The sequence below is a fragment of the Rhodobacter sp. P1_C2 genome (genome assembly GCF_056406375.1).
In genome coordinates, this window is record NZ_JBFUAG010000006.1 from 194494 (window position 1) to 216677 (window position 22184).

Sequence of the window (22184 nt, forward strand, 5' to 3'; positions counted from 1 at the left end):
CCCGGCCTTCGCAGGAAAGGAGCGCCATGCCCACCGCCACAGCCCCGAAATACAACCGCATGACCGCGGCGGAACGCTCGGCAAGCCTGATCCAGGCCGCGCTCGCCTGTCTTGCGCGCGGCGGGATCCTGGAATTCACCATCGACAATGTCTGCAACGAGGCCGGCGTCTCGCGCGGTTTGATCACCCATCACTTCAAATCGAAGGACGGGCTGCTGGTCGCGGTCTACCGCGCCATGTACGAACGCCTGCACGCCGGCCTCAGCGCGCCCAACCCCGGCAAATCGCGGCTTCTGGCGATCATCGACGCCATGTTCGCGCCCGAGTTCTTCAGCCGGGAGGAGCTGAACATCTGGCTCGCCCTCTGGTCCGAAATCGTCAACAACCCGGCGCTGAAGCGCGAGCATCGCCGGCAATATTCCCGCTATCGTCAGGATCTGGAAGCCGCCCTGGCCGAGGTCGCCCTGGCGCGCGGCCTGACGGTGGACGTGAAGACCCTGGCCCAGATGCTGATCGCCCTGGTCGACGGCCTGGGTCTGGAACGCTGCATCGAACCGAAACTTCTGTCGCCGAAAGCGGCCAAACAGATCTGCTTGGCCACGCTCGAACTCTCGCTCGGGCCGCTGTAGCCCGGGACTGCGGGGGCCGCGGCCCCCAGACACCGCAAGGAGGAACCCGCCATGGTCCATCTGGACAAGATCCGCGACCTGATCACCCGCCGCCAGCCCGGCCATGCCCTGCCGCAAGCGCTTTACAACAGCGCCGAGGCTTACGAGTTCGACCTGGCGGCGATCTTCGGCCAGTCCTGGATTCTGGCGGGCTTTGCTTGCGAGATCCCCCAGCCGCGCGGCTATCTTTCGGTCAGCATCGCGGGCTCGGGCGTGGTGATCACCCGCGACGCGGCGGGCGTGCTGCGCGCGTTCCACAACACCTGCCGCCACCGTGGCGCGCAGCTTTGCGCCGAGGGCGCCGGGGCGCGCACCCGCCTGGTCTGCCCCTATCACCGCTGGGTCTATGATCTGGACGGCAAGCTGGTTCATGCCCGCAGCATGCCCGACAGCTTCGCCCCCGCCGCCCACGGCCTGCGGCCGGTCCATGTCGAAAACGTCGCCGGCGCCCTTTTCGTCTGCCTGGCCGAGACGCCGCCCCCCTTCGCCCGCCACCGCGCCGATCTGGAACCGATGCTGGCGCCGCATCGTCTGGAAGAGGCCAAGGTCGCCTTCCAGAACACCCTGGTCGAGCGCGGCAACTGGAAGCTGGTGATGGAAAACGCCCGCGAATGCTATCATTGCAGCGCCAGCCACCCTGAACTTTGCCTGACCTTCCCGATCGAGGCCAGCATCGAGGGGCATTTCGCCGTGGGCGACGATCCCCACCACGCGGGCTTTGTTGCCCGGGTCGAGGCGGCGGGCCTGGGCCGTGGGCCCTTCCTTGGCCCCTGGTGGCAGGTCGAACGCTTTCCCCTGAACGCAGGCCATGCCTCGCTGACCATCGACGGCGCGCTTGCCTGCAAGAAGCCCATGGTGGCGGGCGGGCCTGACATCGGCTCGCTTCGCTGGGCGATCGAGCCGCACAGTTTTTGCCATTCCACCGCCGATACGACGGTGTCCTTCAGCGCCATGCCGATCTCGGCCGGTGAGACGCTGGTGACCTGCAAATGGCTGGTCCACAAGGACGCGGTGGAAGGGGTGGATTACGACATCGAGCACCTGACCGCCCTGTGGAACGTGACCAACCTGCAAGACCGCGATCTGGTGGAGCTGAACCAGCGCGGGGTGAACTCGGTCGGTTATGTGCCCGGCCCCTACAGCCTGCCCGACGAGGCCTATGTCCAGCTTTTCACCGATTGGTATTGCGAGAAGGCCTTGGACTATATCGCCGCCCGAAAGGGCGAGGCCCCGGCGCCGAGGATGGCCAGCGCCGGTTAGGCGCCTCAGGCGCGGGCGGCCTCTTCTGCCAGCACCGCTTCCATCGGGCGCTGCAGCATGGCGGAGAGAAGCGGCAGCGTCAGGTCCTGCAAGGCCGGGGGGATGGGCACAATCCCCGTTACGCCCGCGAAGATGCCCGCGGCGTCACGGCCCGCCACAGCGGCTTGCAGGGCTGCGGCGCGGGGGTCGCGCAGCTCGTAAGGCGCGCAGTCATGCGTGCTGCCGCTGACATGGCGCAGCCAGGCCGCGGTGGCAAAGGCGAAGGGGCGCAGATCCTGCGCCCGCGCCACGGCAGAGAAAATGCGCTGCGGCATCTTCTCGGACCCGTCCATCGCGATCTGGAAGGTCTGGTGCGCGATGGCGGGGTTCTCGAACCGCAGGGCGAGGTCGCTGGCATAGTGGTCGAGGTCAAAGCCCAGCAGGGGCGGCAGCGTGGCCGCAGCAGCGCCCAGATGCCGGCGGACGTGCCTTGCCAGCGCCGCATCCTGCATCACCTCGCGCACGAAACGGTGGCCGGCATGAAAGCCCGCATAGGCCAGCATCGAATGGCTGCCGTTGAGCATCCGCAGCTTGGCCGTCTCATAGGGGGCGACATCCGCGGTGAAGATCACCCCGGCGGCCTCCCAGGCGGGGCGGCCGAGGGGGAAGTGATCCTCGATCACCCATTGGCAGAAGGGCTCGGTCTCGACCGCGGCGAGATCGGCATGCCCGGTCTGGCGGGCGGCCTCGGCCAGGGTGTCGGGGGTCGCGGCGGGGGTGATCCGGTCGACCATGGTGGAGGGGAAGGCCACGGTCTCGGCAATCCAGGCGGCGAGGTCGGGCGCCAGGCTTCGGGCAAAGTCGAGGACCGCGCCGCGCAACAGCACGCCGTTTTCCGGCAGGTTGTCGCAGCAGAGCACGGTGAAAGGGGCGATCCCGGCCAGGCGGCGCAGGCGCAGCGCCTCGACCAGAAGGCCCAGAACGCCTTGCGGGCGTTGCGGTGCGGCCAGATCGGCGGCCACGGCGGGATGGGTGGGGTCGCAGCCCTGCGCCGCGCGGTCAAGCCCATAGGCCTTTTCCGTCACCGTCAGGCTGACGATCCGGCAGCCGGGCGCCGCCATCGCCGCCAGCACCGGCCCCGGGTCCCCCGCCGCGCACAGCGCCCCGGCAATCGCCCCGATCACCCGCGCCCTGGTGCCCGAAGCCCCGCGCTCGATCAGCGTGTAAAGCCCGTTCTGCGGGGCAATCTCCTCCACCGCGCGGGGTGAGCGCAGCGAGACGCCGAGGATCCGCCAATCGCCGCCTGAGGCCGCCAGCGCCAGGTCGGTCAGGGCCGCCTGATGCGCCTTGTGAAAGGCGCCAAGCCCCAGATGCACGATCCCCACGCCATGCTCGGACGGCGCATAGCCGGGGCGAAGTGCCGCTGGCACCTGATCCAGCCTGGAAAGCCGCGTCATGCGTCGATCACGGGGGCGGGGCTGACGGCGGGATGGGTCAGCGCGGTGTAGATGCCGCGCAGCTCTGCCAGCCCTTTCAGCCGGCCGATCGCCGGATAGCCCGGCTGGGCCTGCCTGCCGATGTCGTCGAGGATGTCCTGCCCATGGTCGGGCCGCATCGGGATCGACCAGTCGGCGCGCCCCTCGGCCTTGCGGCGGCGCTCTTCGGCGACCACGGCGGCCAGCATCTCGACCATGTCGGTGCGCCCCTCCAGATGGGCGTCCTCGAAGAAAGAATTGCGCAGGGCGCTGCCCTCGATGGTGACATTGCGCAGATGCAGGAAATGCACGCGGTCGGCGTGGCTGTGCATCAGATCCACCGGGTTGTTGTCGGGCCGCGCGCCCAGACTGCCGGTGCAAAGCGTGATCCCGTTGGCGCGCAGGTCCACCGCCTGCATGACATGGGCATAATGCGCCGGCGTCGACATGACGCGCGGCAGGCCCAGAAGCGGGAAGGGCGGGTCATCGGGGTGGCAACACAGCCGCAGGCCAAGGCTTTCGGCCACCGGCGTCACCTCGGCCAGAAAGTCGATCAGATGGGCCTGCAGCCGCTCTTCCGAGATATGGTCATATTCGGCCAGATGGCGGCGCACGTCCTCGAGGCTCATCGTCTCTGCCGCGCCGGGCAGGCCGAAGACGATATTGGCGGTCAGACGCTGTTTTTCCGCCTCGGTCATCTCGGCAAAGCGGCGGGCGGCGGCCTCGACCACCTCGGCGGGAAATTCCTCGGCGGCGCCGGGGCGTGCGAGGATATGCAGATCGAAGGCGGCGAAATCGGTGAGGTCAAAGCGCATGCAGCGCGCGCCATTGGGCCGCCGCCAGGCGAGGTCGGTGCGGGTCCAGTCCAGCACCGGCATGAAATTGTAGCAGATCACCTCGATCCCCGCCGCGCGCAGGTGGTGCAGCGACTGGGTCCAATTGCGGATATGGTCGCGCCACGCGCCCTTCTGCTTCTTGATATCCTCCGACACCGGCAGGCTTTCGACGACCTCCCAGGCCAGGCCGGAGGGGGCGCCGTCCTGCATCACCCCGATCTGGCCCTGACGCAGCGCAATCTCCTGCGGGGTCCAGACCGCGCCGGTCGGCACATGGTGCAGCGCCGAGACGACGCCCTGAACCCCGGCCTGCATCATATCGTCAATCTTGATCCGGTCTTTCGGGCCGAACCAACGCCAGGTCTGACGCATGGGGTGTCTCCTTTGCGGGGCAGGTGTCGATCATGTAACGCTGTCTGGTGAGATAGCAGATGTCGTTTGGGTTGACTAGTATGGTAGTTTGGCCCACAACACGAAACAGGAGGCGTCATGGCGCAGGGTGTCGAAGATCTCAGGCTGGTCGATCTGACCACGGCCGTCGGGCCGCAGCTGTTTCGGGCGCTGCGCGACCGGATCGTCAACAATGAACTGGTGCCGGGCGCCCGCCTGTCCGAGGCGGATGTGGCCACAAGCTTCGGCGTCAGCCGCCAGCCGGTGCGCGAGACCTTCATCAAGCTGGCCGAGGAGGGCCTGGTCGAGGTGCGCCCGCAGCGCGGCACTTTCGTGCGCAAGATCTCGACCAGCGCCGTGATGGATGCCCGCTTCGTGCGCGAGGCGATCGAGGCGGATGTGGTCAAGCTGGTGGCCGGGATGGCGGATGCCGCGCTTCTGGCCGAGCTTTCCGGCCTGCTTGCGGCGCAGCGGCAGGTGGTGCAAAGCGACCCCCGGGCCTTCATCCCGCTGGACGACGCCTTCCACCGAACCCTGGCCGAGGCGGCCGGCAAGGCCCATGCCTGGCGGGTGATCGAGGGCATGAAAAGCCAGATGGACCGGGTGCGCCAGCTGTCCACCCTGAAATTCCCCCTCGTCCGGCTGATCGGCCAGCACGAGGCGATCGTCGCGGCCATCGCCGCCCATGACCCCGTCGCAGCCGAAGGCGCCATGCGCGACCATCTGCGCGGCATCCTCGCCGACCTTCCCTTGATCCGCCAAAGCCTGCCCGAGTTCTTCGACGACCCCGAGGCCGCGGCAAAACCGTCCCAGGACCAGCCATGACACTCCGCATCGCCCGCCTGCACGGCAAAGCCGACCTGCGCATCGAGACCCTGGCCGAGGAAGCGCCGGGCAGGGGCGAGGTTCTGGTGGCCCTGGGCGCGGGCGGCATCTGCGGCTCGGACCTGCATTACTGGCAGGATGGCGGCTTTGGCCCGATAAGGGTGCAAGAGCCGATCATCCTCGGGCATGAGGCGGCGGGCACGGTGATCGCGCTCGGCGAAGGGGTGGGCGAAGGGGTGGGCGGGGTTGCGGTGGGCGACCGGGTGGCGCTGAACCCCTCGCATCCCTGCGGCCAGTGCAAGTTCTGCGCCCAGGGCCAGTTCCAGCATTGTCTGGCCATGCGGTTCAAGGGCTCGGCCCTCAGGATGCCGCATGAACAGGGCATGTTCCGCGACCGGATGGTGATCGGCGCGGCCCAATGCCACAAGGTCGGCCCCGACGTGCCGATGGCCGAGGCCGCCCTGGCCGAACCGCTTGCCGTCTGCCTGCATGCCTTCGCGCGCGCCGATCGTCTGGCCGGGCCGGTGGCGGGCAAAAGGGTGCTGATCACCGGCGCCGGCCCCATCGGCGCACTGTGTGCCGCGCTGGCCGCCCATGCCGGGGCGACGGAGGTCGTGGTCACCGATCTGCAGGATGCGACCCTCGCCATCGCGAAGGCCATGGGCGCGACCAGCACAGTCAACGTGACCAAGGCGGATCTGGAGCCCTGGATGGGCAACAAGGGGCAGTTCGACCTCGCCTTCGAATGTTCGGCCGCCGCCCCGGCGCTGCGCAGCGCCCTTGCCGCGGTCAGGCCTTTGGGCACCATCGTGCAGGTCGGCGTGGCGGGCGACCTGCCCATCGCGCTCAACGTCCTGGTGGGCAAGGAGATCACCATTGCCGGTTCGCACCGCTTTCACCACGAATTTGCCGAGGCGGTGGCGCTGATCAACGCCCGCAGCCTGCCGCTGGGCAGGATCGTGACCCAGTCCTTCCCGATCGATCAGGCGCAACAGGCGATGGAAGTGGCCGCCGACCGCAGCCGGTCGGTCAAGGTGCAGATCACCTTCGGCCCCGAAAGCCCCGCCGTCTAGGGCACCTCGGCCACGGCCCGCAGGGGCGCGCCGCTGCCGCCCTCGATCTTCAGGGGCAGGGTGGTCAGCTGGCAGAAGGGCGGCAGAAGGCCGAGGTTGGCGAAATTCTCGCCGATCAGCACCTCGGCCGCCAGAAGCTTGCGATGGGCGGGAAAGCTGGTGGAGCTGTAGCGGTCGATCGACATCGCATCCGTCGCCACGATCCGCACGCCCCGGGCGATCAGCAGATCCGCAGCCGCACCCGACAGGCCCGGCCAGTCGCGGAAGATCCGCGCCGTCTCGCCCTGCCAGAAGCGGTCCCAGCCGAAGTGGAAGGCCACGGCATCGCCCGGCAGGATCGGGCCCTCAGCGGCCTCGAAATCGGTGATCAGCGCCGCCTCGACCTCGCTGTCGGAGGCCAGCGGGGCAGAGATCGTGGCGAGCCTGCCGAAGAAGCGCTCCACCGGGATGGCGTCGATGGTGGCGCCGCCGGCGATGAAATGCGCCGGCGCGTCGAAATGGGTGCCGGAATGTTCCGACATCTCCAGCGCGTGGTTGCAGGAAAGCGCGCCATCCTCCAGCCGCGAGACGGGGCGCTGGCGGAACACCGGATGGCCGGGCCAGACCGCCATTCCGTTGCGCATCGGGTGGGTCAGATCAATCAGCATCGCCGTCCTTTCCGTCTGGGCCTCAGCGGGCGCGTGGCCGCGGGACGACGGCCACGATCATCACGATCAGGACCCCCATCAGCACGAACCTGACCCCGGCACCGGCCTGAAAGATGTTCAGCATGGTGCCCATCAGGTTGAAAAACAAGGCCGCCCCCCAGATGCCGATGGCATTGGCCTGACCGCCCGCGACGCTGGTGCCGCCAAGCGCCACGATGGCGATGGATTCCATGAGGTACGTGTTGCCCATGTTCAGCGCCGCCCCCCCGGTGAAGCCCGAGAGCAGCAGCCCGGCAAGCCCCGCCGTCATGCCGCAGATCACATAGGCCAGCAGTCGCACCGGCCCGACCCTAATGCCCGCAAAATGCGCCGCCCGTTCGTTCTGGCCGGTGGCAAGCAGGTTGCGGCCCCACATCGTGAAGACCAGCACCAGCGCCGCCACCGCGCTGAGCGCCATGATCGTCAGCGGCATCACCTGCACCCCGCCAAGCCGCATCGTGGTGAAGGTGGACAGCGCCTCTGGCGGCTTCAGGGTCGCCTCGCCGCCGAGGTTATAGGCGAAGGACTGGAAGATGAAGCTCCAGGCCAGGGTGGCGATGATCGGCGGCAGGCGCAGAAAGCGGATGGCGGCGAAGTTGAGCAGCCCCGCTACGGCGCCGACCCCCAGCGCCGCGGCGAGCCCGAGGATGATCACGCCGCCCGTCCGGTCCAGCACCGTCATCGCGACATAGGCCGCGAGCGTCAGCACCGCGGGCACCGAAAGGTCAAGGTTGCCCGCGCCCGAGGTGATCACGAACATCTGCCCGGTGCCGACCAGCACCGACAGTGCGCCGAAGGCGAGCGCCGCCGTCAGGGTCGGCCCGACGCTGCCCGCGCCCGATTGCAGGCCGATGGTGACCAGCATCAGGGCGGCCGCGACAAAGCCATAGGTCCAGGGGGGCAGGAACTTGCGGATCATGCCCGGCCTCCGATCCGCGCGGGGTCATCGACCAGCACGCGGCCCACCAGCACCAGGAACAGGATCACCCCCTGCGCCCCGATCTGCCAGGTCGGCGGCACCTGCACGAAGCTGAGGAACGATCCGGCGAGCGACAGGGTCAAGGCTCCGATCACGGTGCCGATCGGCGAGACCTGGCCGCCGACGAAGGACCCGCCTCCCAGAACCACGGCGCCGACGCCGAGGAGAGTATAGGAGGGCGCCACATTCGGGTCGCCCGAGGTGATCAGCCCGGCCAGCATCAGCCCGGCCAGCACCAGAAGCAGCGCCGCGGCGGCATAGACGGCAAAGCGGATCGCCGGGATCGACCAGCCCGCCCTTTGCACCGCCCGCGGATTGCCGCCCGAAGCCCTGAGCATCACCCCCAGCGACGACCGCATCAGGACCAGATGCGCCACCCCGCCCGCAGCCAGCGCAATCCAGATCGGCAGGGGCATCAGCGGCGGCTTCCAGGCCATCGCGGTCTTGAGCCACCCCGGAACCGTCCCGCCCGGCGCGGGCAGGATGATGATCGCGAGCCCCAGCCAGATGAACGAGGCGCCAAGGCTCACGATGATCGAGGGCAATTGCCGGTGGTGGATCAACCACCCCAGCGCCACATAGGTCAGCACCGCCGCGGCCAGCACCAGCACCGCAAGGAAGGGCGTGTCGATCAGGAAGATCGCGGCAATGCAGGTGACAAGGCCGACGAAGGCGCCGTTCGACAGGTCGATGTCGCCTTGCAGGATGATCAGCATCTGCGCCAGCGCCGCAAAGACCAGCGGCGGCGACAGTTTGAAGAGAAGGGTGAAGCCGAAATAGCTCATCGCACTGGGCTGGATGGTGAAGATCACCGCCAGCATCACGACCAGCGCGAGGCTGGGCAGCAGGATCGGCAAGGAACGGTGGATGAGCGCGCGGTCAGGCATTGCCGCCTCCGAAACTGGCCTCGACGATCTGGTTGTGGCCGATCTCTGCCCCCTCCAGCGCCACCACGGCGCGGCCCTCGCGGAAGACCAGCACGCGGTCGCAATTCTCCAGCTCTTCGATTTCGGTGGAATACCAGATGAAGGCGCGGCCCGCTTCGGCCTGTTCCTTGATCAGGGCATAGACCTCCTGCTTGGTGCCGACATCGACGCCGCGCATCGGATCGTCCAGCACGATGATGCCGGCATCCGAGGCGAGGGCGCGGGCGAAGAGCACCTTCTGCTGATTGCCGCCGCTGAGGCTGAGGAGCGGTGCGCCGATGCCGGGGGCGCGGACTTTCAACCGGTCGAACCAGGTCTGGGCCAGGGCATCGCCCCGGGCCAGCGACAGGATGCCGTGGCGGGCCAGCCCCTTCAGGCTGCGGATCACCAGATTGTCGCGGATCGACCAGAGCGGGAAGACGCCCTCGACCACGCGGTCGCCCGCGACGAAGGCCACTGCGGTGCCGCCCGCGCGGGCGCTGTCGAAGATCGCCCGCAGCCGTTCGCGCTGGCCGTGGCCGTCCAGCCCGGCAAAGCCGAGGATCTCGCCCGGGCGCAGGGTCACGGCCAGGTCGGCTGCGTCCCTTCCGGGATGGGTCAGGATCGCGGGGCCCTGCTGGCGCGAGGCGGCCTGATGGCTGCGCGGCGCCACCTCGACCGAGCCCATCGCGTTCAGGAGGGTACCGCGCGTCAGGTTGCGGTTGGCGACATCCGAGATGATCGCGCCGTCCTTCATCACCACGACCCGGTCGGCCACGGCGAGGATCTCGTTCAGGCGGTGGGTGATCAGGATGCAGGCGATCCCGCGGGTGGCGGCCACCGTGATATGGGCCAGAAGCTGGCGCGTCGCCTCTGGCCCGAGCGAGGAGGTCGGCTCGTCAAGGATGATGCCGCGCACCGGGGCGTCGGTCTCGCTGAAGGCGCGGGCGATTTCGACCATCTGGCGCTGGCCGATCGGCAGCTCGGCGATGGGCCGGGAGAAAGGGATCCCGTGGCCCGGGAAGATCGCGTCCAGCGCCTTGGCGATCGCCGCCTCGGCCCGCGCCTTCCAGCCGGGGCCGCGCAGCGACCGGTGCAGGACGCGGGTGTTTTCCACGACGGTCAGGTTGGGGCAGAGCGACAGTTCCTGAAACACGCAGCGCAGACCGGCGCGCTGCGCCATCAGCGCGGACCAGCGCGGCACCTCGACACCGTTCAGCGCCATGGCCCCGGCGGTCCGCTCCACCGTGCCTGCCAGCACGTTGATCAGCGTCGACTTGCCCGCGCCGTTATGGCCGATGAGGCCCACGACCTCGCCGGGGCTGAGGGAGAAATCCGTTGCGGTCAGGGCCTTGACCGCCGCATAGGTCTTGCTCAGGCCCGTGGCCTGCAGGAGGGGCGGTACGGCCAATGCCGGCGCAGGTCGTTCGGCAAAGGCCGCACCAGGTATCATGCTCTCGTCCTGATCACTTCGGCGCGGGGACGCCGGGCAAGGGCGCATGGGCCGCGTTGGCGTCGATGATAGAGGCCACCAGCGCCTGCGGATAGTCGGCATTCAGCACGCCGCCCTTTTCGACATGGCCAAGCCAGGCATCGAGATCGGGCTGGTTGACCGTCAGCAGCGGCACTTCGACGAATTTCGGCACCTCCTTGCCCGCGAGGATCTGCTGCGCCACCCAGAAGGCCACCTGCGACACCGAGGGCGTGGCGCCGAGCGAGATCGTCTCGTAGCCATTGGCGCTTTCGTCCTTCCAGGCCTGCAATTCGTCCTGGCGGTTGCCCATGATGATGATCGGCGGCTTCTGTCCGGCGGCCTTGAAGGCCTGCATTGCCCCCCAGCCATCGCCGCCCTGGGTCAGGACGGCATCGACCTTGGGCAGCGAGGGCAGGATGCCTGCGACCTCTTTCTGGGCCACGGTCGCGGTCCACTGGCCATAGACCTCGCCGACGCTCTTGTAGCTGGGATGGGCGGCCATCGCCTTGACCACGCCCTCATGCAGGCGCTTGTCGAAGCCATCGCCCGCCATGCCGCGGATTTCCAGGATATTGGCCGGCTTGTCACCGAATTTCGAGGCGATGAAGTCCAGCTCGGTCTTGGCATAGCTGTCGAGGTTGTAATCGACGTTGTAGGCGCAGGGCTCGGTCACGCCGCTGGCGAAGGAGACGACGGTGACGCCCGCGTCGCAGGCCTCCTTGATGGCGCCGTTCAGCGCGGTGTCGGAGCCGGCCAGCACGATGATCGCCTTGTAGCCTTGCAGGATCAGGTTCTGGATCTGGCCGGCCTGTTCGGTCACGTTGTTGTCCGAAGAGACGGTGGTGAAGCCTGCGATCACCTTGTCGTCGACGGCCTTCTGCGCCATCGATTCAAAGTTCTTGATCATGATCTGGCGGAACGAGTTGCCGGCATAGGAATTGCTGAAGGCAATCTTCATCCCGCTGGTGTCGCCTGTAGCCACGCCATCGGCGAGCGCCATGCCCGACGCCATCGCCGTGGCGCCCATCAGGGCCGCGCCCAGAAGGCCCCTCTTCATCATCTTGCTGGTCATCCTGTCATCCTCCTGTGACATCCGTCTTCCCCGGCCCGTCCCGCGCAATGCGGCGGCCCCCCTTGATCATCTTCCGCGCCGAACCTTTCCGCCGTGGCCCCGCCTCCCCGCGGGTCGCGCGCCTTGCGCCGGGCGCGCCGCGCTGCCGGGATGGCAGGACCCGGTGCCTTGCACCTGCCTCTCCCCTCGGATTCGCGCCTGATGCTCTGACGTCATTGCTACTCTAGTATGGTACCATGTCAAGAACCGAATGCGGCGGGGCGGCGGGAGAGGGGCCGGCCGCCCGGCACGGCCGCGTTGAAACCAATGAAACACAATCGCCCGCGTCGCGGCACAGACCTGAAACATCCGGGGCCCATACCGGCACCATCACGCAAGCACCCTTGCCACCCCCATCTTCAGGAGATCACCATGGCCAACGCACCCTCCACCGAATTTCCGATAATCTGGTCCACCGGGCAATTCGGCGCGGACTGGTTCGCCCTGATGTCCGTCGGCGGCGAGATGATCGAGATCAACCTCGACATCGGGTCCGACAGTTCGGAAGAGATGATCAAGACCTTCAACCTCACCGGCACCGATTCCTACTGGATCCCCGGCGCGGGCACCTGGTGGACCGAGACCGGCTGGGCGATGGAGGGCCTTGGCGGCGACGACACGATGAAGGGCTGGGACGAGACGGACTGGCTCAAGGGCGGGTCGGGCAACGACAAGCTTTACGGCCTCGACGAGCGCGACAGCCTCGAAGGCGGCAGCGGCAACGACCTCCTCTATGGCGGCAATGACAATGACACCCTGGTCGGCGGCACCGACAACGACAGCCTTTACGGCGGCGATGGCGACGACGACCTCTGGGGCAGCGAGGGCAATGACTGGCTGAACGGCGACCAGGGTGCCGACACGCTGCATGGCGGCATCGGCAATGACGGCTACCGGCTGAGCGCGGCGGACAGCGACCTCGACACCGTGATCGAAAACGCCAACGAGGGCACCGACACGATCTACACCGACCTGTCCGGCTATACCCTGCGCGACAATTTCGAAAACCTGTTCATGGATGCCGGGCTGACCATCGCCACCACGCTGAACGGCAACGGGCTGAACAACGAGATCCGCGGCGCGGGCGGTGCGGACTCGATCTGGGGCTGGTCGGGCAATGACATCCTCAGCGGCAATGGCGGCAGCGACATGCTGCGCGGCGGGCTGGGCAATGACTCGGTCTATGGCGGCGCCGGGGTCGACAAGCTTTATGGCGAGGGCGGCAACGACTACCTCGACGGCGGCGCGGGCACCGACACGATGGATGGCGGCACCGGCGACGATTACTATGTCGTCCAGGACAGCACCGACACCGTGGTCGAGGGGCTGAGCGCCGGCATCGACAAGGTGGAAAGCCTGCTCTCCACTTACACGCTCGGCGCCAATGTCGAAAACCTGCGCCTCTCCTTCGCCGGCTATTCGGAGGGCTATGGCAATGGCCTGAACAACGTGATCACCGGGTCGATCTACGGCAACCTGATCGACGGCGCGGCGGGCAATGACACGGTCTTTGCGAGCTTCGGCAATGACACGGTCTATGGCAATGTCGGCAATGACTACCTCGTCGGCGAGGTGGGCGACGACAAGCTTTACGGCGACGATGGCGACGACACGCTGGAAGGCTCGGGCGGCACGGATTGGCAATATGGCGGCATCGGCAACGACTCGATCCGCTCGGGCGACGGTGGCGACTTCGCCTATGGCGGCGACGGCAACGACACGGTCTATGGCGATTTCGGCGGCACGACGGCCAATGCCGACTGGCTTTACGGCGATGCCGGCAATGACCTGATGTGGGGCGACGGCGGCAACGACCAGATCTATGGCGGCACCGGCAACGACATCCTGCATGGCGGCGACGGCAATGACATGATCAATGGCGGGGCAGGGGTGGACCTGCTTTACGGCGAGGCGGGGGCCGACCGGTTCATCTTCCGCGCCCTTTCGGACGCGCCGACCTCGGGCCTGGACCGGATCATGGATTTCACCGCCGGCAGCGACAAGATCGACCTTTCGGCCATCGACGCGATCAGCGGCACGCTGGCCACCAACGACGCCTTCCACTTCAACGCGGTCAAACCCTTCTTCGCCTCGGCCGGGGATCTCAACATCTCCGCCAACCTGATGGGCACTATGGTCGAGGGCGATGTGAACGGCGACGGCGTGTCGGATTTCCGCATCCTGGTGGTGGGCGACTACGCGATGACGGCGAGCGATTTCATCCTCTGACCGGAGGCATGGCAAGCGGGGGAGGGGGCGGCGCCACGGGGCCGCCCCTTTCCTTTTGCGTCCGAGCTGCCGCCAGCGCCTGCCCGAAACAAAGCTTTCAGCACCGCCCCGGCAGAAACAATTGAAACGCTTTTGTCCCCTGCGGACATCGCCATGAAACACGAAAGCCGCAGATTGGCCCCATGCAGCGCCAGGGGCGCAGATCATGACAACGGGGAGACCTGAGATGCCGAGCTATACCGGAACCGACGGCGACGACACCTATTATGGCGATCCAACCAAGGCCGACTATGTCTGGGTCGGGGATGGCAACGACTCGGTCTATACCTATGGCGGCAACGACAATGTCGTCTCGACCGGCGGGGTCAGCCTGTTCTTCCTCGGCGAGGGCAACGACACCCTGCTGTCGGGCGTCGGCAATACCTTCATCAATGCCGGCTCTGGCGATGACTTCATCGTCGATGACGGCGGGGCCTGGTATGCCGACCAGCAGTTCTATCTGGGCGAGGGCAATGACCAGGTCGTGCTGCGCGGCAGCGGCGAGACCGACATCTACGGCGGGTCGGGCAATGATACCTATGTCCTCCTGCGCTATAACGATGTCCGCGCCATCACGATGGGCACCGCCGATGCGATCATCCACGAGGATGCCGGCTCCGCCGGTGGCATCGACACGATCGTGCTTTCGACCGGCTGGTCGGGCTTCGTCATGGCCGACAATGTCGAGAACTTGATCGCCGACAACGGCAATGCGCAGGACGACCGCATCACCTGGGACAACAAGATCGACGACACGGTGCTGGGCGTCGATGTCACGGGCAATGGCTCGGGCAACAACATGCTGGGCTCGATCGTGCGGGACGTGCTGAAGGGCATGGCGGGCAATGACACGCTGGACGCCTATTACGGCCAGGGCGACAAGCTTTATGGCGGCGATGGCGACGACCGGCTGATCCTGAACTTTGCCCTGGGCGCCAAGATGTATGGCGGGGCAGGGGATGACACCTATGTGCTGCGCAACTGGAACACCGACGGCGCCGACAGCATCGTGGAGTATTCCGCCTCGGGCACCGATACGATCGAGGTGCGCGGCGCCAGCGTCGACATGACCCGCGCCAATCTTTACGCGATCGAGAACCTGACCTTCACCACCGACGTGGCAGGCTCTGCCCGCACCGTCACCGGCAATGCGCTGGACAATGTGATCTTCACCCACAACGGCAACGACACCGTCTATGGCGGCACCGGCGCCGACGAGATCCGCAGCGCCGCCGGGATCGACTGGCTGGACGGCGGGGTGGGCAATGACACGCTGGACGGCGGCAACGATGCCGACCGGCTTTACGGCGGCGCGGGCGATGACAGCCTGCTGGCCGGGGCGGGCGACGACTGGGTATATGGCGGCGACGGCAACGATCTGGTCAACACCGGGCTCGGCGTCGACTTCGCCTATGGCGAGGCGGGCAACGACAGCATGACCGGCTTTGGCGGCGACGATTTCCTCTATGGCGGCATCGGCAACGACACCATCTCGGGCGACGGCGACAATGACCGGCTTTGGGGCGGCGAGGGCAACGACAAGATCTATGGCGGCGCGGGCAGCGACCAGCTGCGCGGCGATGCCGGGGTGGACCTGCTTTACGGCGGCGACGGGGCCGACCGCTTCATCTTTGCCACGCTGGCCGATGCGCCGGTATCCGGCCTCGACCGCGTGATGGATTTCGTCCGTGGCAGCGACAAGATCGACCTCTCGCTGATCGACGCCGTCGCGGGCACCGCCACCAACGACGCTTTCCACTTCAATGCTATCCGGCCCTTCTTCGCCTCGGCCGGGGATCTCAACATCTCGACCAACCTCATGGGCACCATGGTCGAGGGCGATGTGAACGGCGACGGGACCAGCGATTTCCGCGTTCTCGTCGTCGGGGTCTACGATCTGCAGGCCAGCGATTTCATCCTTTAACCCCCGTCGCACGGTTTCGCCCGCGATTTCCTCACCTTACCCGCAGAAAACCCCCTGCGGCGCCCCCCGAACCGGGGGGCGTCGCTGAAACAATTGAAACGAGAGACTTCCCAAACACACGGTCTCTTGAAACAAAAGGCTCGTATCCTGCCGGCGAGGGGAGCCTTGCGCCCATGAGCGACACCGAACACACCACCCGGGACACGGACCCATCGGCAGCCGACCTGCCGTCGATGGACCGCAGCAAGCTGGCCGATGCCATCCTGTCTTCGGCGCTGGATTGCATCATCGTCTCGGATTCCGAAGGCCGCATCATCGAGTTCAACGCCGCCGCCGAACGCACCTTCGGCTGGCGCCGCGCCGAGGTGCTGGGGCGCACCATGGAAGCGACCATCGTCCCCCCCCACCACCGCGAGGCCCATCGCCGCGGGATGGACCGCTACCTGAAGGGCGGCAAGCCCGTGGTCGTGGGCCGCAGGGTCGAGGTCGAGGCCCTGCGCGCCGATGGCTCTGTCTTTCCGGTGGAACTGTCGATCACCGATACCCAGATGGATGGCCGGCATTGCTTCGTGGCCAACCTGCGCGACATCTCGGCGCAAAAGCAGACCACGGCCGAATTGAAGCGCGCCCAGGCGAGCCTGGAGGCCATCTTCAACAACATCCCCGCCGCGATCTATCTGCGCGACATGCAGGATCGGCTGGTGATGATCAACACCTGGGGCGCCAATTTCCTTGGCCGCAATGCGCAGGACATGGTCGGCCATGACATGGCCCGCTTCCGCGAGCCGCAGAACTTCGACGGCGTGCGCGAGGCCGATGCCGCCGTGGTCCGCGACCGCAAGCCGATCACCCGGCCCTTCACCTACCATCTGCCCGGCGGCGACCGCATCGGCCTGATGACCTTCTTTCCGGTGCTGGACGAGGACGGCGCGGTCATCCAGATCGGCGGCATGATGCTGGACGCGACCGAGCTTTACAAGGCGCGCAACGAATTGCAGGACGCGCGCAACCTTCTGCAATCCATCTTCGACAACGTCCCCGCCGTCCTTTACCTGCGCGAGCTGGACGGGCGGCTCGTCACCGTCAACCGATGGGGGGCCGCCGTGATGGGGGCGGATGATCCCGCCAAGATCATCGGCGTGGCGGTGCAGAGCTTTGACACCGAGGAGCAGCGCCGCCCGGCCGAAGAGGCGCAGGCCCAGCTTCTGGCCACCGGCCAGCCGGTGACGATGGAATACCGGCTGCGTCTGGAGGGCCGCGAACGCATCGTGCTGAACTCGATCTTCCCGGTCCGCGATGGCGAGGGCAGGATCATCCGGATCGGCGGCTTCGCCTCGGATGTGACCGAGCTTTACGAGGCGCGCAACGAACTGCAGGAGGCGCGCAACCTTCTGCAGACCATCTTCGACAATGTGCCGGCCGAGCTTTACCTGCGCAGGCTCGACGGCCAGTATCTGATGGCCAACAAATGGGCGCTGGAATTCTATGGCCTGAGCGAGGCCGACCTGCCCAATGTCACCGCCGAAACCTTCGACACCGGCCCCGAGACCGATAAATCGCGCCAGGCCCAGCGGGAGCTGCTGGCAACCGGCAAGCCCGTGACGCGGGAATATCACCACAACGCCAAGGGCCGCGATGTGGTGATCCTCAACACCATCTTCCCCCTGCGGAATGCCGAGGGCGAGATCGACCGGATCGGCGGCGTCTCCAGCGACATCACCGAACTTTACGCCGCCCGCAACGCCCTGCGCCAGGCGCAGGACAACCTGCACCAGTCCGAAAAGCTGGCGGCCCTCGGTCAGCTTCTGGCCGGGGTCGCGCATGAGCTCAACAACCCCCTCGCCGTGGTGCTGGGCCGCGCCGCCATCCTGCAGGAAAAGCTGGCCGGCACCCCGCACGAGCCGCCCTTGCAAAAGCTGCGCGAGGCGGCGAACCGCTGCGCCCGCATCGTCAAGACCTTCCTCGCCATGGCCCGCCAGACCGGCCCGCGCCGCACCCAGACCGAGGTGGGCGACCTGATCGAAGCCGCGCTGGAGATGACGACCTATTCGCTGCGCAAGGTCAACATCGCCTGGACCGTCACCCATCTGCCCGAGCCTTTGAAGATCGAGGTCGATGAAGACCAGATCGTCCAGGTCCTGATCAACCTGATCCTGAACGCCCAGCACGCGCTGGAAGAACAGGAGGGTCCCCGCAAGCTCGACATCGGGGCCGTCCTCTGCCCCTCGGGGCAATGGCTGCATCTGACCGTGGCCGACAATGGCCCCGGCGTGCCCGATGCGATCGCCAGCCGGATCTTCGACCCTTTCTTCACCACCAAGGCGGTGGGGCAGGGCACCGGCCTTGGCCTTTCGGTCTGCAAGAGCATGATCGAGGCGCATGGCGGCAAGCTGGTGCAGTTCAAGACTGCCGGAGGCGGCGCGAGTTTCCGCATCGCCCTGCCGCTCGGCGTGGCGAGCGGTGCGCCGCAGGGCGAAGAGGCGGGCGAGCATGGCACGGCGAAGAGCCTCGGCCGCATCCTGATCGTCGATGACGAGGTCGAGATCGCCGCCATCCTCGCCGATTGCCTGACGCCGCTCGGCATCGACTGCGTGATCGCCTCTGACGGGCAATCCGCCCTCGACCGGCTGGGCGAGATGACCTTCGACGGCATCTTCTGCGATGTCTCGATGCCCGGCATGGATGGCATCACCTTCTACAACCGCCTGAATGCCACCAATCCTCTGCTGGCGCGGCATCTGATCTTCATTTCGGGCGATGTGCTGCATCGCGAGTGGGACCGGCTGAAAGCTTCGGTCGATCGTCCCGTCATCGAGAAACCCTTCGACCCGCGGCAGGTCAGAGAGGCCGCGTTGTCGTTGCTTGGCAAGGAAGGAGGTCCGGGATGACCCAAAAAGCCCGCATCATCGTCTGCGACGATGAAGAACCGATGCGCGAGTTGCTGGAGGAGCTGTTGACCGACGAGGGCTATGCCGTCATCACGGCCCGCGACGGCGCCGACCTGCGCCGCCTCGTGCCGCAGGTCCGGCCGGATCTCGTCATCTGCGATCTTCGGATGCCCGGCGAGGACGGGCTGTCGCTGACCCGCTGGCTGCGCGCCGAAAGCCATGCCGCGGTCCTTTTGCTGACCGGCATGGGTTCGGTCCTCGACCGGGTGGTGGGGCTGGAGATGGGGGCGGACGATTACCTGCCCAAGCCCTTCGAGCCAGCTGAGCTGCGCTCGCGGATCAAGGCGGTGCTGCGCCGGACCATGGCCCCGGTCCATGTCACCAATGGCCGCCCGGCCAGCCGCACCCGGATCGGGCGCTGCGTGGTCGATGTCGAACAGAAGACGATGTTCGACGAGAACGGCGAACAGGTGCCGCTGACCTCGATGGAGTTCGACCTGCTTTACACTTTCATCAGCCACCCCAAGCGCGTGCTGACCCGCGACCAGCTGCTGGAAATGGCGCATCACCAGCGCTGGGACCCTTTCGACCGCTCGGTCGACATCCGGATCACCCGGCTGCGCAAGAAGATCGAGGTCGACCCCTCCAAACCCGCCGTCCTGCGCACCGTGCGCGGCGAGGGCTACATGCTGGTGCCCGACGGGGAATAGGGGCGAAGGCGGGGCTGGGATCAGCGTGCGGCGTTTACGCCGCGCTGCAGCGCATCGCCCTTGACGACGGCGGCCGCTGGGGGAATGGTCGGCGGCCATGACCTAGCCGGGGGCCGATCCTCGGCCACCTCAACCTCCGATCCGAGCCTGCATGACCAAATTCGATGTCCATTCCTCCTTCCTCGACAACATCGTCAGCGTCGAGCGTCGGGCCCGGACCTGGAACGGTGTCAGCGTCGAGGACCGGCAAGAGCGCGCCAAGGGCTGGATTCTGAACGAATTGGTCAGCGAGACCGAGACCGGCCTGACCATCAACCTCAGCGAGGTCGGCGGCGCCACCGAGCCACGGCTGAAGCGCAATCAGCCCTGCCCGGTCGAGCATCGGCCGAACCACATGGCGCTGATCCCCAAGGGCATGCGGATGTGGGGCTTTACAGCCGGGATCGACTATTGCCACTACGCCGTGCTGCTCTTCGACGTCGAAACCCTGGTCCAGCGGTTCCAGGAGGATTTCGTCCTGCGCACCTTCGAACGCCCGAAGCTGCGCTTTGCCGAACCGCGCATCCTGGCGCTGGTGCGGATGCTGATCGAGATTTCCGGCGCGGATGCCGCGGCGCAGCTGCTGGGCGACAGTCTGACGGCGGCGATTTTCGGCATCCTCTCCGCCGATGATTTCGAGGTGAAAGAGGCCAAGCGTCTGGCGCCCTGGCAGGTCCGGCGCGCCATCGACTACATGAACGACCAGTTGCCCCGCCAGATCGAACTGCAGGAGCTGGCAGAGCTGGCCGGCCAGTCGCAATGGCACTTCTGCCGCGCCTTCAAGGCCTCCACCGGCCTGTCGCCCTACCAATGGCAGCTGGAACAGCGCATCAACATGTCCAAGCAGATGTTGCTGGGCACCGATGTGTCGCTGGATACCGTCGCCAATGCCACGGGCTTTGGCGACGCGATGCATTTCAGCCGGACCTTCCGCCGCCGCGTCGGCGCCACCCCGGCGGCCTGGCGGCGCGAGAACGGCTAGGCATCCGGCCCATGTGCGCGGTTCACGCGGCGCGGATGGACTTGAAGGCCTTGCGCATCTCTTCCGAGAACAGCTGCGGCTGTTCGAAGGCGGCGAAATGGCCGCCCTTGTCGACCTCGTTCCAGTAAAAGAGGTTCGGCCAATGCGCCTCGGCCCAGGCTTTCGGGGCGCGGTAGATTTCCTTGGGGAAGATCGTCGCCGCCATCGGCAGCTCGATCCGCCCGGCGTCGAAACCACCGCTGTTGCGGGCGTTTTCCCAATAGATCCGGGCCGAGGAGGCGGCGGTGTTGGTGAACCAGTAAAGCGAGATATCGTCGAGCATCTCGTCGCGGCTCAGCACGTCTTCGACCTTGCCGTCATTGTCGGTCCAGGCCTGGAATTTCTCGTAGATCCACATGGCCTGGCCGGTGGGCGAATCCGCCAGCGCATAGCCGATGGTCTGCGGCCGGGTGGCCTGTTCCTTGAAATAGCCGAACTGGTCGTTGGCGAAATTACCTGCGGCCTCTATGGCGCGCTGTTCCTCGGGCGTGGGGTTTTCGGGGAATTTTTCGGGGAAAACCAACGGCCAGTTGACATGGGCGGCCACCAGACCCTCGGGGCGGATATGCCCCAGCGCATGGGTCACGCCCGAGCCCCAGTCCCCGCCCTGCGCCACCCATTTCGTATAACCCAGACGCTGCATCAGAACGCCCCAGGCCTTGGCGGTGCGCACCACGTTCCAGCCCTCGGCCGTGGGCTTGTCGGAAAAGCCAAAACCGGGTTGCGAGGGGATGACGACGTCAAAGGCATCCTCGGCGCTGCCGCCATGCGCGGTCGGGTCGGTCAGCGGCCCGATGACCTTGAGGAATTCCACCACCGAGCCCGGCCAGCCATGGGTCAGGATGATCGGCAGCGCGTTCTGGTGTTTCGATTTCACATGGATGAAATGGATGCCCAGCCCGTCGATCTCGGTGCGGAACTGCGGATAGGCATTGATGCGCTTTTCAAACTTGCGCCAGTCGTACTGATCGCGCCAATAGGCGATCAGCGCCTCGGCCGCGGCGAGGGGTACGCCCTGCGACCAATCGGTGACGGTCTCTTTTTCCGGCAGGCGCGCCCGTTTCAGGCGGCGGCGCAGATCGTCGATCTCTTCCTGCGGCACATCGACCTTGAAGGGGGTGATAGCACCGGTGGCCTTGGGCAGCACCAGGCCCTCGGTGGAGGCCTCTGCCGCCACCGCATCCAGCGCCAGGAGCGCCGAGGCCCCGGCGACCGTTTTCAGAAACATCCGGCGTGCGGGGTCGATCCCGGCGGGGCGGGGTGTCGCTTGGCTGTCCATTATCGTCTCCTTGAAGGGTGAGGCTTGCCGGGTCCGGTCGCCTTTTTGTCGTCTGATGGGGGCAAGTTAGGCCGGGCCGTTCGGGCCGGGAAGCCGTGCGCGATGGAAACATTGTTCATCCACATGGACGATCAGGACCCGACGGTTGTCACGCGTGATCCGCGTGAGGTGGGCCGATCTATGCCGCCCGATGCGGCAATCTTCTTGCGATGGCGGCCATGGAACAATGGACGTTCTTGCGGTTCCGGGACGAAATTGCGCCGGAATGTGGCGGGTTCGATGATTGGCGGGGTGGGTTGCAGAACCTTCGGTTTGATCAGGCCCGCAAAGCGTTGCCTTGCGCAAATTATTGATTCCCCGTCGTATTATGGTTTGCCTGCGACCAAAAAGATTG

At 66.6% G+C, this 22184-nt stretch carries 17 protein-coding genes; 9 read left to right on the forward strand and 8 right to left on the reverse strand.

The genetic code is table 11. The annotated features are described in order from the left end of the window. Positions 1-26: 26 nt before the first annotated feature. Together AC1DZT_RS11780 and AC1DZT_RS11785 are read left to right on the forward strand one after the other, a co-directional pair. Positions 27-629 (forward strand): TetR/AcrR family transcriptional regulator, encoded by a 603-nt coding sequence (locus AC1DZT_RS11780; RefSeq protein WP_478006828.1) that lies wholly within the window; start codon positions 27-29, stop codon positions 627-629. 51 nt (positions 630-680) lie between these two features. Then, entirely contained in the window at positions 681-1928 is a 1248-nt protein-coding gene (locus tag AC1DZT_RS11785; RefSeq protein WP_478006829.1) for an aromatic ring-hydroxylating oxygenase subunit alpha, read from the forward strand. Positions 1929-1933: 5 nt separating this feature from the next. On the opposite strand, the gene AC1DZT_RS11790 is transcribed toward AC1DZT_RS11785, so the two are convergent. Both AC1DZT_RS11790 and uxuA read right to left on the reverse strand, forming a co-directional pair. Continuing rightward, complete coding sequence (locus AC1DZT_RS11790; RefSeq protein ID WP_478006830.1) at positions 1934-3364, reverse strand: mannitol dehydrogenase family protein; 1431 nt, start codon at positions 3362-3364, stop codon at positions 1934-1936. After that, the gene (gene uxuA, locus AC1DZT_RS11795) at positions 3361-4590 is read right to left on the reverse strand and encodes a mannonate dehydratase (RefSeq protein WP_478006831.1); all 1230 of its coding nucleotides are present in this window, start codon (positions 4588-4590) and stop codon (positions 3361-3363) included. Before uxuA ends, AC1DZT_RS11790 begins: the two co-directional genes overlap by 4 nt. A gap of 117 nt (positions 4591-4707) precedes the next feature. On the opposite strand from uxuA, the gene AC1DZT_RS11800 reads away from it, so the two are divergent. Together AC1DZT_RS11800 and AC1DZT_RS11805 are read left to right on the forward strand one after the other, a co-directional pair. Beyond that, positions 4708-5433: a GntR family transcriptional regulator gene (locus tag AC1DZT_RS11800; protein WP_478006832.1), complete on the forward strand. Its 726-nt coding sequence runs from the start codon at positions 4708-4710 to the stop codon at positions 5431-5433. Then, a complete protein-coding gene (locus AC1DZT_RS11805; protein WP_478006833.1) occupies positions 5430-6506 on the forward strand; it encodes an L-idonate 5-dehydrogenase in 1077 nt (358 codons plus the stop codon). Before AC1DZT_RS11800 ends, AC1DZT_RS11805 begins: the two co-directional genes overlap by 4 nt. On the opposite strand, the gene AC1DZT_RS11810 is transcribed toward AC1DZT_RS11805, so the two are convergent. The 5 genes from AC1DZT_RS11810 to AC1DZT_RS11830 are packed head-to-tail and all read right to left on the reverse strand — an operon-like array spanning position 6503 to position 11622. Further along, positions 6503-7153 (reverse strand): cyclase family protein, encoded by a 651-nt coding sequence (locus AC1DZT_RS11810; RefSeq protein WP_478006834.1) that lies wholly within the window; start codon positions 7151-7153, stop codon positions 6503-6505. The two genes, AC1DZT_RS11805 and AC1DZT_RS11810, sit on opposite strands and share 4 nt — an antisense overlap. Before the next feature lie 22 nt (positions 7154-7175). After that, on the reverse strand, positions 7176-8111 hold the full coding sequence (locus AC1DZT_RS11815; protein WP_478006835.1) for an ABC transporter permease: 936 nt from the start codon (positions 8109-8111) through the stop codon (positions 7176-7178). Beyond that, positions 8108-9058, reverse strand: a complete 951-nt coding sequence (locus AC1DZT_RS11820) for an ABC transporter permease (protein ID WP_478006836.1) — start codon at positions 9056-9058, stop codon at positions 8108-8110. Before AC1DZT_RS11820 ends, AC1DZT_RS11815 begins: the two co-directional genes overlap by 4 nt. Then, positions 9051-10529: a sugar ABC transporter ATP-binding protein gene (locus tag AC1DZT_RS11825; RefSeq protein ID WP_478006837.1), complete on the reverse strand. Its 1479-nt coding sequence runs from the start codon at positions 10527-10529 to the stop codon at positions 9051-9053. Before AC1DZT_RS11825 ends, AC1DZT_RS11820 begins: the two co-directional genes overlap by 8 nt. A 13-nt stretch (positions 10530-10542) precedes the next feature. Continuing rightward, positions 10543-11622: a substrate-binding domain-containing protein gene (locus AC1DZT_RS11830; RefSeq protein ID WP_478006838.1), complete on the reverse strand. Its 1080-nt coding sequence runs from the start codon at positions 11620-11622 to the stop codon at positions 10543-10545. Between the two features lie 411 nt (positions 11623-12033). Between AC1DZT_RS11830 and AC1DZT_RS11835 the strand changes: the two genes are divergently transcribed. The 5 genes from AC1DZT_RS11835 to AC1DZT_RS11855 all read left to right on the forward strand — a co-directional run bounded on the left by AC1DZT_RS11835 (position 12034) and on the right by AC1DZT_RS11855 (position 20472). Then, positions 12034-13890 carry a calcium-binding protein gene (locus AC1DZT_RS11835; protein ID WP_478006839.1) on the forward strand — a complete coding sequence of 619 codons (1857 nt, stop codon included), beginning with the start codon at positions 12034-12036 and terminating at the stop codon, positions 13888-13890. Between the two features lie 226 nt (positions 13891-14116). Further along, a complete protein-coding gene (locus AC1DZT_RS11840; RefSeq protein ID WP_478006840.1) occupies positions 14117-15853 on the forward strand; it encodes a calcium-binding protein in 1737 nt (578 codons plus the stop codon). Between the two features lie 173 nt (positions 15854-16026). Continuing rightward, on the forward strand, positions 16027-18741 hold the full coding sequence (locus AC1DZT_RS11845; RefSeq protein WP_478006841.1) for a hybrid sensor histidine kinase/response regulator: 2715 nt from the start codon (positions 16027-16029) through the stop codon (positions 18739-18741). Next, complete coding sequence (locus AC1DZT_RS11850; protein ID WP_478006842.1) at positions 18738-19451, forward strand: response regulator; 714 nt, start codon at positions 18738-18740, stop codon at positions 19449-19451. The genes AC1DZT_RS11845 and AC1DZT_RS11850 overlap by 4 nt, the downstream gene beginning before the upstream one ends. Positions 19452-19602: 151 nt before the next feature. Beyond that, positions 19603-20472 carry a helix-turn-helix domain-containing protein gene (locus AC1DZT_RS11855; RefSeq protein WP_478006843.1) on the forward strand — a complete coding sequence of 290 codons (870 nt, stop codon included), beginning with the start codon at positions 19603-19605 and terminating at the stop codon, positions 20470-20472. 22 nt (positions 20473-20494) lie between these two features. On the opposite strand, the gene AC1DZT_RS11860 is transcribed toward AC1DZT_RS11855, so the two are convergent. After that, positions 20495-21790 carry an epoxide hydrolase family protein gene (locus AC1DZT_RS11860; RefSeq protein WP_478006844.1) on the reverse strand — a complete coding sequence of 432 codons (1296 nt, stop codon included), beginning with the start codon at positions 21788-21790 and terminating at the stop codon, positions 20495-20497. Positions 21791-22184: the final 394 nt, after the last annotated feature.

What these genes read in the sequence shown, in the direction of transcription:
- AC1DZT_RS11830 (WP_478006838.1), bottom strand. Translation starts at nt 11,622, where the DNA reads ATGACCAGCAAGATGATGAAGAGGGGCCTTCTGGGCGCGGCCCTGATG.
- AC1DZT_RS11850 (WP_478006842.1), top strand. Translation starts at nt 18,738, where the DNA reads ATGACCCAAAAAGCCCGCATCATCGTCTGCGACGATGAAGAACCGATG.
- AC1DZT_RS11835 (WP_478006839.1), top strand. Translation starts at nt 12,034, where the DNA reads ATGGCCAACGCACCCTCCACCGAATTTCCGATAATCTGGTCCACCGGG.
- AC1DZT_RS11840 (WP_478006840.1), top strand. Translation starts at nt 14,117, where the DNA reads ATGCCGAGCTATACCGGAACCGACGGCGACGACACCTATTATGGCGAT.
- AC1DZT_RS11855 (WP_478006843.1), top strand. Translation starts at nt 19,603, where the DNA reads ATGACCAAATTCGATGTCCATTCCTCCTTCCTCGACAACATCGTCAGC.
- AC1DZT_RS11800 (WP_478006832.1), top strand. Translation starts at nt 4,708, where the DNA reads ATGGCGCAGGGTGTCGAAGATCTCAGGCTGGTCGATCTGACCACGGCC.
- AC1DZT_RS11785 (WP_478006829.1), top strand. Translation starts at nt 681, where the DNA reads ATGGTCCATCTGGACAAGATCCGCGACCTGATCACCCGCCGCCAGCCC.
- AC1DZT_RS11805 (WP_478006833.1), top strand. Translation starts at nt 5,430, where the DNA reads ATGACACTCCGCATCGCCCGCCTGCACGGCAAAGCCGACCTGCGCATC.
- AC1DZT_RS11845 (WP_478006841.1), top strand. Translation starts at nt 16,027, where the DNA reads ATGAGCGACACCGAACACACCACCCGGGACACGGACCCATCGGCAGCC.
- AC1DZT_RS11815 (WP_478006835.1), bottom strand. Translation starts at nt 8,111, where the DNA reads ATGATCCGCAAGTTCCTGCCCCCCTGGACCTATGGCTTTGTCGCGGCC.
- AC1DZT_RS11790 (WP_478006830.1), bottom strand. Translation starts at nt 3,364, where the DNA reads ATGACGCGGCTTTCCAGGCTGGATCAGGTGCCAGCGGCACTTCGCCCC.
- AC1DZT_RS11780 (WP_478006828.1), top strand. Translation starts at nt 27, where the DNA reads ATGCCCACCGCCACAGCCCCGAAATACAACCGCATGACCGCGGCGGAA.
- uxuA (WP_478006831.1), bottom strand. Translation starts at nt 4,590, where the DNA reads ATGCGTCAGACCTGGCGTTGGTTCGGCCCGAAAGACCGGATCAAGATT.
- AC1DZT_RS11860 (WP_478006844.1), bottom strand. Translation starts at nt 21,790, where the DNA reads ATGGACAGCCAAGCGACACCCCGCCCCGCCGGGATCGACCCCGCACGC.
- AC1DZT_RS11825 (WP_478006837.1), bottom strand. Translation starts at nt 10,529, where the DNA reads ATGATACCTGGTGCGGCCTTTGCCGAACGACCTGCGCCGGCATTGGCC.
- AC1DZT_RS11810 (WP_478006834.1), bottom strand. Translation starts at nt 7,153, where the DNA reads ATGCTGATTGATCTGACCCACCCGATGCGCAACGGAATGGCGGTCTGG.
- AC1DZT_RS11820 (WP_478006836.1), bottom strand. Translation starts at nt 9,058, where the DNA reads ATGCCTGACCGCGCGCTCATCCACCGTTCCTTGCCGATCCTGCTGCCC.